Raw genomic sequence first — 13,987 nt, 5'->3', positions numbered from 1 at the left:
TTTAATTGTTCCACTCGAATGTATTCATGAAAGCTGCATCTCTTACTAAGGCGATTTCTAAAACAGATTTCCAATAGTTATAACCAAAAGCTGCTTTATTATCTGAAGCTGTTTCAACTATTGTATCTATTACTTCACTCCTAGGAAGTCTTTTAGCAGTATTTTTTATACTATTTTCTAATTCAGTTATCACTGAATCAGCATTTTCACTAAATCTTGGACACAAGCGCAGTTTTGTATAATGATTATGAATTAACTCGAACAATTCCTGATCAATACCACTCGGGTTATCTAGATAAAAATCGGTTTCAATTGAACCATTAACATTTATAATATTTACAAATAGATATTGTTCTTCCGGTAAAGAATCAAGGTATAAATTCAGAAAGAGTTTCTTGTTTCCCTCGCGCCAAGCGGTACTCTTAAATCCATTACATTTGGTACAACTTGGGAAAAGGTTCTTAGGGTTTACTACAAATTCTGCAAATTCTTCCTGAGGCACGAAATGATCAAATGAGTTTACCTCACTAATAGTACAATTTTGACAGGTGCTTATCTTCTTGTTTGAATCTGTAGTTGTTAGTTTTATTTTGAGATTCTGAAATTTCTTTGCTTTGTAGGAATATAGTCTATGCAGATCATCTTTATCGCTACCGACGAAACCATGCCTAGATAGTAACTGAAGTGAATTGCTACTAAAATTTTTGTCATAATTAGAATATAGTAGCTTAATTGTCTCATTGTGGGACGTTAATCGCTGCTTATAATCTAGATCGTCTTTAGAATTCCTTTTGCTTTTGATGACATCTTCATAAAAATCAAAAGCATCTTCATTGTAGAAATTAAGCTTTCTCATTTCTTACTTTTATTTGGCTTTTGATATACAATCGTGCATTAAGGCTTAAAGGAGTGTCGTTAGATGACAGATTCGAGACAATACTATCATATGATGCGCCTTTTTCGACAAGCTTTTGAATTATCATCTTATATTGTTTATCAACATCTTTATTTCCAAAGACTTCATCAGTAAGGGTGGTTAAGTTCTCACCAAAAGACTCAATCCCTATTAGACGTATAGATGGAATGTCACCATGCCTTTCAATGACATACACATTTCTAGAGAATAGTTCTCTAATAACAAGAGGCGAATGTGTGGCTATGATACAATAAGATTCAAATTCATTTACAAGCTCATAAATAGTGTTCATCAGCTGTGTAATTGCATTTGGATGTAAATGAGTCTCAGGTTCATCATAGATTAATAGAGAGTCATATCGAATGTGGGCGACTATTTCAGATATGATATATAGTAAAATGCTCTGACCTGAGCTTAGAATATTTTTGATACTGTTAAAGCCGCTTATGTTAACTTTATATTTATTCGTAATAAATTCAATTTCATCCCGCTCCACTATAAACTGATTAACCAACTCTTCATCAATAAAATTGAGGAGAATTTTCCTCCATTTATTGATTCGCTTTAATTCTTCAATTCTCTTCCACGTTTTATGAAAGCGCTCTACGAGAATATCCTCAGAAACGAATTCTCCTTTCTTGTTGCGTAAACCACAATATATATAGTTGAAAGATGCTGTAGTTTGAGGTATTTCAAATCTATCAAAGATGCTATAGGATATAGCTATTACTTTACTAAAAAGAGGTGCTCTTGGTGAAAAGAACGCATCCTCTCTTTTTGCTATCTTATTAGGCAAAGAAGCAACTAATTGAGTTTTCCCAGTACCATTCTTACCAATCAGGCCATAAATTCTGTTTGGTGTAGAAGAGTCTACATTGAATCCAAAATTGATATTAACGGGAGTATCTGAAAATGCTGGTTTGAACGTGTAAGTAAAATTATATAAATCGGATGAAGTATTTCCACTAGTTATAATATGTTTCGCCTCTCTTAATAATCTCTCAGCCTTATCATCCCTAACAAGTGAATTGACAAAGTTACCTTGTTCTTCGAAAACTTCTTGAATTTGAGGAAAGAAGGCCGCATCTCTTAATGCATAAAGAACACTCTCAAAATCTCTCTCTATTGAATCTTGAAGGTTATTATAATAGCTAATTTCTTGTCCTAGGGAGCAAAAGTCTTGATTCAGTCTATTAAACTGTTCAGGAATAAACTCGGGGGTATTCAGCTCTTCTTTGAAGATTATTTTAGTATCCCCGATGTACTCGCATGTATCTCCATCATTATAGTAAAATAATGAAAACTCTGACCATACACTAAAGTCATTCCACCCATCATTAAATACGAGTACAAAAGCTGGAGTGGTAGGGGGATTAGAATGGGAGCTTTTGTATTTTGACCTACCATTAGGTGTTTTGATTACATAAAATGGATAATCATTCAATTTTATATGTGCGGGTAAGTCATCAACTTCTTCCTTTGTTTGTAGGGAATAAACTGGAAGGTTATTTTCGGTGTAAGCTGTTATGGCTAATTGTAGATTTCCTTTTTCTAAATACCTATTTATGCTTGCTACAAAAGTGAAAATTTCATCTGCATTTTTTTTGTACTTAGGGCTAACAATCGTCTCTGTGAATTTCTTAAAGCTTTCATCATCCTCCAATAAATTTAACCGATCAATAAAAAGATATTCCAAACTCCAATCATCATTATTAATCATATGATGATAAATATCTCTATATCCATCTTGGAACCTTTCATCAGTAGAAGGCATCGCCCTCAAATTCCAAATTTCGCCGAGGAAAGGTATAATTCCTTCATTCTCATCTAACTCACCAAAAGAGTTAGGAGTTTGCAAAAGGAAGCTTAATAGTTCTGATTTTACTTTTTTTGTTAATTGCATTCGGATTTTCTAGTTTCAAAATTATAAGATTACTTCCTCCTCCTGCACCTGCAAAGCCTCCTGCACCACCGACTGCATCAGCGCCTCTGCCTCTTGTTTTGACTGCTGAATCTGTTTCTCTAGTTTGTCGCATAGCTGCATCAATTGATCTACTTTGGCAACTATGGCTTCTTGTTCGGTATGGGGAGGGAGAGGAACTAGAATGTCTTTTAGCTTAGAACCACTAAAATTTGCTTGGTTTGTTTGCTGAGTAATTTGTGGCTCAATCTGAGTCTGACGGCATACTGATGAATTAATGTAGTTATTGATATAAAAGACATCTACATCGTCTAGAAACAAGGTTGCTTTAATTAGATATGAAGCTAAAGTAAACTCATCATCATTTTTATCGAAGACACCACTTTTGCCAACAAGCTCATAGCTATTCGTTCGGTTGAAAACTAAGTCATACTTCTTCAAGTAAAGACGCGGTAAATCCTTGATAGTAGGTGAGATGAATTTCAGATTATGGTATAACACCTTTCCATCAGATGTTATATTTCCCATCCTTAAAACAGGTACTTCGCTAAAGTCATTGGTCTTCTCAGATGTACCGTAAGCCATCTCTTTAGCAACATCACCAAACCTACACCAAACCCAACCCTCCGGCAAAGTATAAGGCACTTCGTCTTCTGAAATCGGCTCCAGCGGTTTTTCCTTTTTGATCTTCTTCTCCTTTACCAGTTGCGCCTTTTCTGCCTGAATGCGTTTCAGGAGTTCAGAGGCTGGCTCGGTAGTGGGGTTATACTTGCGCCAGGTGGCGGTGAGTTTGCCTTGTACGGCCAGCTGAAGTATGGTTTCGCGGAGCTTTTTTACATTGGCGGCCTCATCAAACATACTTGTAAAGTGCTGCTTCAGGAAAAGCCAGTTTTGCTCCAGTTCCTCGTCGGTGGCGGCTGTTAATTGCTGCAAGGCGGCGGCTCCCAAGTGCTTTTTCAGTTGTATACGTTCTGCCGTTTGGTTCTCCAGCTCCTCAATTTTCTGCATCAGCTCTTCCACCCGCGCCACAATGGCTTTCTGCTCGGCAAGGGGAGGTAGGGGAACAAGTATAGCAGATACTTCTTTACCAGATACTTCTTTAAAAGTAGTACCTGAAGCATTTTCATTGATTTCTTTTGCAGCCTTTTTAAGAAAGTAAAAGATATACTGATTAAGGTCAAGAATATAAGGTACACAAGACTTGAAACCCTGATTAGTTGAAATAGGATTTGAAGCTATGGCCAAATGACCAATTGGAGCTCTACTTGAAAAGAGCACAGAACCCGTTGGGAGTAGCTGTGCTGAGCTTTTTGCAAGTCCCAGCTCTGTAATATCCCTTCTCCCTCTAGTCACATACTTGCCCTGATGCTTTCCTAAATCGGCAGGAGTAAGCCAAGGTATACCTTCTTCGCAGAAGAATTCTGGAGAATCAGCTTTTGGGGTTCCTCCACCTACGATACTTCCTAAACCTCCTAATCTAATCCAAACCCATCCCTCGGGTAAAGAATAAGGCACCTCATCCTCAGAGATCGGCTCCAGCGGCTTATCTTTCTTGATCTTTTTATCCTTCACCAACTGCGCCTTTTCCGCCTCAATGCGCCTCAGCAGTTCAGCGGCAGACTCCACATCAGGGTTTTGCCTGCGCCAGTTCTCGGTCAGTTTTCCCTGCACGGCCAGCTGCAGGACGAGTTCTTTTAGCCTGGCTGCGTTTTTCGGGTGCAGCGTCAAGTTTTCGAATTGCTCCAGTAGTAACATGCGCGGCTTAGCTTAACAGGGATTCTTCCAATGCATTTACAATTTCCTGCTGTAGTGCCTTCACGCGCTGTGCCGTTTGCTGCAGCTGAGCCAGCAGCTCGTTCGGGTCGCCGAGAGCTGTTTCCGGGGCATGCGGGTTCTTGATGTCCAGGTTATAGTTGCGGGCCACGATCTCCTCCACTGGCACACGCCAGGCATATTCGTTCTCTTCCCGGTTGTGCCACCAGGCTTTCTCCAGGTCAAACTCCTTAATGTTGATCGGTTTGCCCTTGTTGTAGCTTTTCGCTCCGGCAGGGTAGGGGTGCTCGAAGTACCAAACCTCTTTGGTAGGCTGGCCTTTGGTGAAGAACAGTAGGTTAGTTTTTATACTGGTATAAGGGTTAAACACGCCGTTGGGCAGGCGCACAAGGGTATGCAGGTTGCACTTGCTCAGCAGCTCCTCCTTAATGCGCGTTTTCACACCCTCGCCAAACAGCGTACCGTCGGGCAGTACCACAGCTGCACGACCATTGTCTTTAAGCAGGCGCATGATCAGGGCCATGAACAGGTCGGCTGTTTCCTTGGTCTTGAACTTGGGTGGGAAGTTAGCGTCCGTGCCTTCTTCCTCGGTTCCCCCGAAAGGCGGGTTACTCAGGATGATGTCTACCTGATCTTTCGGTCCCCAACTGTCGTAAGGGCGCACCAGCAGGTTATCGTGTCGGATAACTGGCACATCCATGCCGTGCAGCATCAGGTTGGTGGTGGCCAGCATGTGCGGCAGCGGCTTTTTCTCTACCCCCTGAAAGCTCTCCTGCAGCGTCTGTATGTCAGAGGGATTGTTCAGCTGGGTACGTACGTGCTCAATGGCACAGGTCAGGAAGCCGCCCGTACCGCAGGCAGGGTCCAGCACGCTTTCGCCGATCTGCGGAGCCGTCATGTCTACCATAAACTGCGTCACGGCACGCGGGGTATAGTACTCGCCTGAGGAGCCTGCGCTTTGCAGCTCCTTGAGCATGTTCTCGTAAATGTCGTTGAACAGGTGGCGGTCCGAAGAGGAGTTGAAGTCGATCTGGTTGATCTTGTTGATCACCTGGCGGATTAGCGTGCCGCTTTTCATGTAGTTGTAGGTATCCTCAAACACCTGCTTCACGATCCATCCCTGCGGGTCGGTCTTCGGTACCACGTCTAGGTTCTTCAGCGTCTCGAACAGTTCGTTGTTCACGAAATCCAGCAGCTCGTCGCCTGTCATACCTTCCTCATCGGCAGCCCAGTTGCTCCACTGCAGCCTGGCAGGTATAGGCGATTTATAGTTGTCTATGGTCAGTTCCCACTCTTCCTCCTTGTCGCTGAAAACTTTCAAAAAAAGCATCCAAACCATCTGGGAGATACGCTGTGCATCTCCGTCCACTCCCGCATCCTGGCGCATGATGTCGCGGATGGATTTAATTATACCTGAAAGGTTACTCATTTAAGTGTATATGTAAGCGTAATTTTATATTTAACTATTAAGAGCTATTAGTTCAATTTTGTGAGCTAATAATGCTTTCTCTACATTATCTATGATAGGCTCTACTTTAGTAGTCCAAAAAGTTTCGAATCCATCAGGAAGCTTGTAAGGGTTTTCTCGCATTTGCCCCTTTACATCCATTTCGAACACTTCTTGAAAGTATACAATCCAAGTATGATTTTCCCTTGTCCTTGCCTCGCCCTCACCAATCAAAATTTCAGACAGTTTATTCCTATATTTTTTGTTAGCGCTGGTAGGTGATGCTGTCGCTTTGAATATAAGTTTGCCCTCATGGATAAACTCAAATTCTAAGAGGAACGCCTCTTTTTTACTCCAGCCACTTCTCTTTTCATTTAGAGGTATTAAGCCCTTCAAGCTTTTGTTAATAAACCGTATATACCCTTTAGCAGGAGACCCTTGAACAAAGCCTTTTTCTTTTAAGAAGCCCCACAGCAACTTAGCAAATTCATCCATGTGGTCGGGTCTATTCTCAAAGATAAAGTCGAGCAGTTTTTTATGGTTTAGATAGATTTCTCTTGCAAGTTTATTCGTGGTGTCGGTACCCATTAGGTTTCTTTTCAATGATTTAATGTAGTCTTGAATATAAAAGGATGCCTGTGGTGAGATCAGATCTTTGTAGACTTGTAGTATTCTGTCTAAAATTTTTATAATGGTGCGGTAAGAAATAAAAGCATACTTATCCTGCTCATGAGAGCTGGAGCTACCATAAGGCGTTAGGTAAATAAATACTTGTCTATACTTACTTTCTGGATACTCCTTCTCTATGATGTTTTTGTAATCAGTTAACTGCTTACCATTATCTTTTGCCCGTACTTTATTCTCCAAGCAAATTACTAAGTCGGGGAAAGCAATTAATAGATCAATATGTTTCCACTCTCTTTTAATTGTAACCTTTCCATAATCAAGTTTCTCGGCATCTAAAGGTGTTACCTCCTTGATTTTCTTATTGAAAAAAATCTCCCTTAGAAATCTTTTCAGAAATTGATCACTTAAGCCATGACTTTCCTTTGGGTTTAGCAACCAAGCTAAAAAATTTGAATGCCTGATTTCCAGGTTGTCAATGGCCAGTATAGAAAAAATGTTAGGCTCATTTAAAGCTAACTCCAGCTTATCAAGGCTGGTGTTCTCCATTAACTTAAGATACTCTTGCTGTAATTCCAGCTCTGTTAATTCAGCCATTTTTATGCTGTTTTATAAAGCTCCTGCTCCAGTTCATTTATAGCTTTCTCAAAGTCTGCCTTCTTGCCAAAGCGCTTCACAATTTCAATAGGAGTACCAAATTGGTTAAGCGGCTTTACTGTCAGCACAGAGTTATTCTCAAGGGAGCTTATTCCTTCGTCAGCATATTTCTCCAGCAATGTCTGAAGTACCTCACGGGCACCCGTACCATACTTTTCAAAGTAGTTACGCTTCTTTACCTGTTCGGCTCTTTCTTTGCGGGTAAGGGGAGGACGATCAAAAGCAATGTGTGCCACCAGGTCAAAGGCATCCATTTCCTTCCCAATTTCCTGTTGCAGCTCTTCGAACAGCACACCTTTCTCAGCGAGTTCATTCACAATGGCTTCTTTGCGGTCGCTGGCTTTCCACTTCACCAAAAAATCATCAAGCGAGGTATACTCTCTCAAAATTTTGCTTCGGGAGTAGTCTTTCAAGGATTCGGTTATCAGTTTGCCGTCAGCGCCATAATACTGCACCCGCTCGTTTATCACCTTTACCGTTACATCGTTGATGTAATACTTCTTTGGTTTATCGGATCCGTTACCACCAGGTACATCGTCTTCATCCTCTCCAGGTATAGGCTTGTTGTCAGGCTTTTCACTTCCTTCGCCACCCTTATCAGTGGGTGGTACAGGCGATTCATCTTCACCGGCTTCGTAAATCATCACCGGATCGCCATCAAAGTTAGGGTCAGCAAATAGCTTGGTTACTTGTCTGAAATCCAGGATCGTGAAGTATACCTTACCATCGTCTTCGCGCAGTCGAGTGCCACGGCCGATGATTTGCTTAAACTCCGTCATGGACTGTATACCTGACTCCAGCACAATCAGCTTAACCATTTTAGTATCTACGCCTGTTGTTAGGAGCTTAGAGGTTGTGGCAATAACCGGCTCTTTCTCTATGACAGAAGAGAAGTTATACAACTCCTTCTTACCTACTTCATCGTCGCCTGTTATCCGCACCACATACTTCGGGTGCTTTTGCAGCATATCGCTGTTTTCATTCACCAAGGCCTGTCGCATACGCTCGGCGTGTTCTGTGTCTACACAAAACACAATGGTTTTAGCCATCCGGTCAGTCTGCCTCAGGTACTCAGTTATTTTCTTGGCTACTTTCTGGGTGCGCTGGTCAATTACCAGGTTGCGGTCAAAATCACGGATGTTATACTCACGGTCTTCAACTTCATGGCCATACTTGTCACGCTTGCCTTTTTCCGGTCTATATCCTTCATCCACGTTTAGGCTCACACGTACCACCTTGTAGGGAGCCAGGAAGCCATCGTCTATACCTTGTTTTAAAGAGTAGGTATAGATCGGTTCGCCGAAATAATGAATGTTGGAAGTGTCCTTCGTTTCTTTTGGAGTGGCCGTCATACCCAGATGGATCGCCGAATCAAAATAAGTCAGCACCTCCCGCCAGGCAGATTCTTCCTTTGCGCTGCCACGGTGGCACTCGTCTACCACCACCATGTCAAAGAAATCTGGCGAGAATTGTCTGAAGATGTTCTTCTCCTCTTCAGTGCCAGTCAAGCCTTGGTAAAGCGCGAAGTATATTTGGTAAGACTTATCGACTTGTCGCTTCTCGATCTTGGTCATAATGTCAGAACCGAATGGACGAAAGTCACCTGTTTTGGTCTGGTCTACCAGTATGTTCCGGTCAGCAAGGAAAAGCACCCGCTTCACAGTCTTTGTTTTCCAGAGGCGCCAGATGATTTGAAAGGCAGTATAGGTTTTACCTGTACCCGTCGCCATAACGAGAAGCATGCGCCTATCACCTCTGGCTACAGCTTCTATAGTTCGATTAATGGCAACCTGTTGATAGTAGCGCGGAGCCTGGTCGGTTTCATCGGTATGATTCTCCTGCTTTATAATCTCCTGTTGTTGAGGGGAGAGGCCTTTGAACTGGGCATATCGCTGCCAAAGCTGCTCAGGTGTGGGGAAATCATTTAGGGTAATTTCTTTCTCGACAATACCTTCTGTTAGCGTCCTGTCAAACTCTATAAATCCATCTCCATTGGTGCTGTAAACAAAAGGAATGTCCAGTATCTCGGCATAGTCTTTTGCCTGTTGCATGCCATGGCCAATAGCGTGGTTATTGTCCTTGGCTTCTATCACAGCGATCATCGTGGACTTGTAGAAGAGTACATAATCCGCACGCTTGCGTTGTCCACGTGTATACTTGCTGCCCCTCACGATGATTCTACCATCCGTAAAAGGCCATTCTTCACGAACCTGCTTTTGAATATCCCATCCGGCTGCTGCCAGAGCAGGCGTAATAAACTTTGTACAGATATCACGCTCTGTCAGGGTCTTCTTGTTAAGCATGTTTTCGGTTGGTGTTTAGACAGGTAAATATAGTTTTTGTAGTATTCTTATCAAAATCTATATTTAGGTAACTTTAGGGCCGCTCTTTTTTCCTAAGTCTTCACATTCCAAGTCGCACAATTTAACACCCCACCATCCTCCGCTAAAACTGCCGACGGCACAGGTATAACCTGGCAACCATTAAATATACGCTTCGCCTCTTTCAAAGCTTCCTCGTCCTCTGGCATATCAAATTGCGGAAAAAGGATCACATCACCGATCCAGGCAAAATTAATATAGCACCTAGTCGCTGGGTAATCACCGTTCTTGTTTTTCTCTTTCACTGGAGCAGCTGGAAATTCAATCAGGCGCAGTCCGGTCTTCTGCAGCGCATTTCTATACCTAGTTTTCCAGTAATCCAGCTCTCCTCTATAATCAGCCACCAGCAAGGTATGGTCATCTACGAACCGTACCATACCATCTGAGTGGCCGGTAAAGTCGTAGGGCTGGGAAGGGATCAGGTATAGCTTTTCGACTTGCAGTGCCTGCTTTAGCTGTGCGATCACATCCTCTTTTGCAATGGTTTTGTTTTCCTTAAAGACACGATCCGTCATCACCACGGTATTGCCCGAGCGCACGACATTGCCGCCATCCAGCAGCAGCGGATGTTGCACGGTAGTGCCCGGCAGCGGATTGCTTAGTTGTACTTGTGCCGTATCCGTGATCGAGGGCCGGTACTTTACGGTGTTACAGTAGGAGGGGTAGTACTTGAATTGCACAAAAGCTTTCGGTGAAATCTGAACCGGCATATAGTCGCGACACCAGATGTCGTTCGTGTTCTCGATAAAGCCATAGTCTATACCTGCCCGATGGAGTTGCTTCTCTAGGTATAGCCAAAAGCTTTTCAGCGCAGGCCGTTCTTTGATCAGGCTACTGAAATAAACGAAGTTGGTGTCGCGGTCGTTGATCATCTTCAGATTTCTCCTCTCGTCGAAATGACAGGGTGGGGGATTGTATTACTTACCATTTAATCACTTATAAGATCGAGCTGATGATCAGCTGATCGCCACCTTCCTTGCCGATCTTGTTCAGTTTGATCTCTTCTGTGCTCGGTGCTGGTTGCTCGTGCAGGGCTTTGATGTAGGCTTCGAGTTCTTCCTGTGTTTCGAAAAGTGCTTTTACTTCTTCGTGTCGCTGGCTAAGCGTTTTCACGGCATCACTGGTGAGGCTGTAGAGCTTCCAGGCACGGAAGCGCCCGCTATAGCACTAGTAGCCACCAATACACACATAGGCATAATAGTCCCTGTTCCAGTCGAACTCTTTGATTGATACTTGTGCCATTTTTTATTCTTTAGGAGGGTTTAGGTATATTTATGCTTATAAAGGCGTCGATTGTTCAATATATAGAAAATTCTGTATAAAATCTGCAATAACTGTTCCTTTTACCAGATGAAATTAAACCTGTAGTAGCAGGGTATAAATATGTACAACACTCCCAGCTTAGAATCTTAAACCACACGATATGCACAAGCAAATACACAGTTTTCCAGCCTTGATTTCTTTCTTCATTCCGGGATTAGGCCAGCTCATCAAAGGGCATATTCTGAAGGGTATATTTATCTGGATATTCGGCGGTATTCTGACTTTCTTTTTCTGGTGGACGATCATCATCCCGTTCATTCTGTGGGCTTGGAATGTGTACGATGCCTATAATTCGTAATCCTTCTAATGACTGCATAACACATTCAGATTTCTCCTATCGTCGAAATGACAGGGTAATTTAGAAATGTCACCTACCGGCTCAGGCATAGCGGTGGGATGGGGGCGAGCGTCTTTCATCCGGGTGATAGGGAACAGACTTATCTTATTCAAATCAAGTATGAAGCACATTTACATTTGTTTACTTTTCCTGCTGAACACAGGAATACTGTTTGCACAAACAAAGCCGATTGCCTTAGACTGGCAGTACGGAACCGGAGGGTATGACTTGGGTAAAGCAGGTGTACTGGCGGCAGACCTGGACGGGGATGGGAATAGTGAGATCATCGCTTCGGGCAAACATGGTGAGTCTAGTTTCATCACCATCCAGCAGTATGATGAGATGACGAAAACGTATGTGATGAAATGGATCAGCAGGGCATATGCGAGTGAAATTACGTCCCTGCAGTTACATGACTTCAACGGCGATGGGGTCAGTGAGATTTACCTGGGTTTCGCTGAAGGAAAAGTCGTGGTCTACCACAGCCGCACCCTGGAGGAAATATCCAGCTTTGACGTGGTCAGGAAGAAGTCTTCAAGCCGAATCTACCTGCCGAATGCCGTTACTGACATAGAGTTTAGCCGGATAGACAATGACAATCCTCCGTTTATGGTGGTGTTGGCCAAGGATTCCACCTACATCTACAACAGGAGCTTTCAGTTGGTGAACAGGCTCCCTTACATGGCTAGGCACTGCAAGGTCGGTGACATTGATAATAACATGCGCCCGGATATAGTCTATTCGGATGGCCGCGTAGTGGAGCTGAGTGACAAGGAACACTCCCTGGTGTATACCTTCGAGACCGTCAATAAAAATGTAGACATCGGGCTGAGTGACCTGAACGGGGATGGTGTGCCAGACATTATCTATAGCTCAGCCTATAGCATCCATGCATTTGACTACCGCAACAAAAAGCCTCTCTGGACAACAGACTGGAGCGCCCATAGCCGTTACAGCAGCTACATCAGTGGCCTTTGGGTCTACGATTATGATCAGGATGGTGTAAAGGATGTCTTAGTGGGCCAGTCATCCTTTGACGGCATTTACGGCTACAATGGAAAGACAGGCACCAAAGATTTTGATTTCTATGAGTTTAGTAACGATGGCATCACCAATGCCGCTGTTTCCGACCTTGATGGGGACTCGAACCCGGAGTTGGTCTGGACGACCGGTGCGAATTGCTCATGCGATGATTTTTTCTTTGTGTATGACCTCACCACCAAAAAGAAAGAGTGGAAAAGCAAGTATTTCTCGACCGGTTACAAAGCTTTTGATGTTGGGGATGTAGACAATGACGGGAAGCCGGATGTCGCGCTGGGTACATACGGCGGCTACAGTAAGTTTTACCAGCATGGTTTCCTTTCCGTTTTTGATGCTGCCACCAAGCAGCTGAAGTGGCAGAATGAGGACGACAGGGAAAGTGTAAGGGCCGACGACTATACCTTCGTCAGGATAGGTGATGTGGATGGGGACGGGAAGAACGAGTTGCTGTTGGGCATTAAATACGGCTACTCGGAAAGCTATGTCTATGTGTTCAATCCGGATTACACCGTGCAAAGAAGATTCGCCATAGACGGAATGAGTATTATAGCGGGAATAGAGATTGCTGACATTGACCGGGACGGTAATCCTGAACTGATCGTAACATCCGGAACGAATGTGAGCGGCAGCACGCACCCGGATGAATGGCAAAATTACATTTACATATTCGATGGTAAAACGGGCACTGTCAAATGGAAAAGCCCGCAGCTGGGAGGAATGGCATCGAGAATCGGATCCGTCAAAGTGGGCAACATCGATGAAGATGACGCACTGGAGGTAGTAGCGGTGCAGTATGAATCTTTCCGTGACCCGCAGAGCAAATTATTGGTGATCGATGGCAAAAGCCATGAGCTTGTGATCAGGCCTATGGATATCAATGTCGTTGATCTGGTAGACTTTGATCAGGATGGCACAGATGACGTGCTGGTAGGCTCAACTAACGGGAAAGTCACCTTGCTCGGCGGTCCTGACCTGGAAGAGCGCAAGAGTTTTGAGCTGGGATCAGGACAGCTGAACGCCTTGAAAGCGGTGGATCTCAGCAGGAATGGCCAGTACCAGTTCGTCGCTGCTGATTCCTATAAACTGTACATATATGACGCCGGGCAGATGCAGGTAAAATGGCAGAGTGATTCGCTCGGCGGCGGTACTGCAGGGATATACAACAGCCTGGTGGTTCAGGACCTGGACGGTGACGGGCATTTGGACATACTTCTGAACGGCGGGCATGCGCTTTACGCTTTTGAAGTGCTGGACTATGATGCGCTGAATATCGTTACTAGTGTGGACGACCCTTTTGAGGACAGGTCTGGCAGGAGCATCACTGCCTATCCGAATCCATTTGAGGGCACCCTGAAGTTTCAGTTTCAGCCAGTCTCAAAACCGGCCGCTTATGAAGTAAAGCTCTTCAACCTGCAAGGCCAGGAAGTTGTCTCGCGCAGCGGCAGTATCCGACAGGAAGAGACCACCATCGAAATAGACGTGTCCCCTATACCTAAAGGGATGTATATCTACCGCGTGCTGCTCGGTAACAAGGTAATCGGGTCGGGCAAGGTTTTAAAATAAAGCC

General features: G+C 43.8%; 10 protein-coding genes. 2 read left to right on the top strand and 8 right to left on the bottom strand.

Features of this window, described 5'->3' with window-relative positions; translation table 11 throughout:
- Position 1: 1 nt before the first annotated feature.
- From BW972_RS10020 to BW972_RS19890, 8 genes are all read right to left on the bottom strand, one after another.
- Positions 2-856, bottom strand: coding sequence for a hypothetical protein (locus BW972_RS10020; protein WP_076421986.1), 855 nt, complete (start codon positions 854-856; stop codon positions 2-4).
- A complete protein-coding gene (locus BW972_RS10015) occupies positions 843-2,819 on the bottom strand; it encodes an AbiJ-related protein (RefSeq protein ID WP_076421985.1) in 1,977 nt (658 codons plus the stop codon). The genes BW972_RS10020 and BW972_RS10015 overlap by 14 nt, the downstream gene beginning before the upstream one ends.
- A gap of 21 nt (positions 2,820-2,840) precedes the next feature.
- Positions 2,841-4,592: a restriction endonuclease subunit S gene (locus BW972_RS10010; protein ID WP_076421984.1), complete on the bottom strand. Its 1,752-nt coding sequence runs from the start codon at positions 4,590-4,592 to the stop codon at positions 2,841-2,843.
- Positions 4,593-4,599: 7 nt separating this feature from the next.
- Positions 4,600-6,039 (bottom strand): type I restriction-modification system subunit M, encoded by a 1,440-nt coding sequence (locus BW972_RS10005; RefSeq protein WP_076421983.1) that lies wholly within the window; start codon positions 6,037-6,039, stop codon positions 4,600-4,602.
- Positions 6,040-6,069: 30 nt separating this feature from the next.
- Positions 6,070-7,278, bottom strand: a complete 1,209-nt coding sequence (locus tag BW972_RS10000) for a PDDEXK-like family protein (RefSeq protein WP_076421982.1) — start codon at positions 7,276-7,278, stop codon at positions 6,070-6,072.
- Positions 7,279-7,280: 2 nt separating this feature from the next.
- Complete coding sequence (hsdR, locus tag BW972_RS09995) at positions 7,281-9,641, bottom strand: EcoAI/FtnUII family type I restriction enzme subunit R (RefSeq protein ID WP_076421981.1); 2,361 nt, start codon at positions 9,639-9,641, stop codon at positions 7,281-7,283.
- A 92-nt stretch (positions 9,642-9,733) separates the two neighbouring features.
- On the bottom strand, positions 9,734-10,591 hold the full coding sequence (locus BW972_RS09990) for an agmatine deiminase family protein (protein ID WP_076421980.1): 858 nt from the start codon (positions 10,589-10,591) through the stop codon (positions 9,734-9,736).
- 64 nt (positions 10,592-10,655) lie between these two features.
- The gene (locus tag BW972_RS19890) at positions 10,656-10,832 is read right to left on the bottom strand and encodes a hypothetical protein (RefSeq protein ID WP_159439854.1); all 177 of its coding nucleotides are present in this window, start codon (positions 10,830-10,832) and stop codon (positions 10,656-10,658) included.
- A gap of 310 nt (positions 10,833-11,142) precedes the next feature.
- Between BW972_RS19890 and BW972_RS09985 the strand changes: the two genes are divergently transcribed.
- Together BW972_RS09985 and BW972_RS09980 are read left to right on the top strand one after the other, a co-directional pair.
- Positions 11,143-11,340: a hypothetical protein gene (locus BW972_RS09985; RefSeq protein ID WP_076421979.1), complete on the top strand. Its 198-nt coding sequence runs from the start codon at positions 11,143-11,145 to the stop codon at positions 11,338-11,340.
- A gap of 159 nt (positions 11,341-11,499) precedes the next feature.
- Positions 11,500-13,983, top strand: a complete 2,484-nt coding sequence (locus tag BW972_RS09980) for a T9SS type A sorting domain-containing protein (RefSeq protein ID WP_076421978.1) — start codon at positions 11,500-11,502, stop codon at positions 13,981-13,983.
- Positions 13,984-13,987 lie beyond the last annotated feature (4 nt).

Origin of the sequence: Pontibacter lucknowensis, assembly GCF_900156415.1 — a bacterium.
Classification (GTDB): domain Bacteria; phylum Bacteroidota; class Bacteroidia; order Cytophagales; family Hymenobacteraceae; genus Pontibacter; species Pontibacter lucknowensis.
The sequence above is the reverse complement of the archived record's forward strand: the minus strand, read 5'-3'. Positions and strand labels throughout refer to the sequence as shown.

Bases quoted from the DNA above. Each gene is read 5' to 3' on its own strand.
- BW972_RS10020 (WP_076421986.1), bottom strand. From the start codon at position 856: ATGAGAAAGCTTAATTTCTACAATGAAGATGCTTTTGATTTTTATGAA.
- BW972_RS10015 (WP_076421985.1), bottom strand. From the start codon at position 2,819: ATGCAATTAACAAAAAAAGTAAAATCAGAACTATTAAGCTTCCTTTTG.
- BW972_RS10010 (WP_076421984.1), bottom strand. From the start codon at position 4,592: ATGTTACTACTGGAGCAATTCGAAAACTTGACGCTGCACCCGAAAAAC.
- BW972_RS10005 (WP_076421983.1), bottom strand. From the start codon at position 6,039: ATGAGTAACCTTTCAGGTATAATTAAATCCATCCGCGACATCATGCGC.
- BW972_RS10000 (WP_076421982.1), bottom strand. From the start codon at position 7,278: ATGGCTGAATTAACAGAGCTGGAATTACAGCAAGAGTATCTTAAGTTA.
- hsdR (WP_076421981.1), bottom strand. From the start codon at position 9,641: ATGCTTAACAAGAAGACCCTGACAGAGCGTGATATCTGTACAAAGTTT.
- BW972_RS09990 (WP_076421980.1), bottom strand. From the start codon at position 10,591: ATGATCAACGACCGCGACACCAACTTCGTTTATTTCAGTAGCCTGATC.
- BW972_RS09985 (WP_076421979.1), top strand. From the start codon at position 11,143: ATGCACAAGCAAATACACAGTTTTCCAGCCTTGATTTCTTTCTTCATT.
- BW972_RS09980 (WP_076421978.1), top strand. From the start codon at position 11,500: ATGAAGCACATTTACATTTGTTTACTTTTCCTGCTGAACACAGGAATA.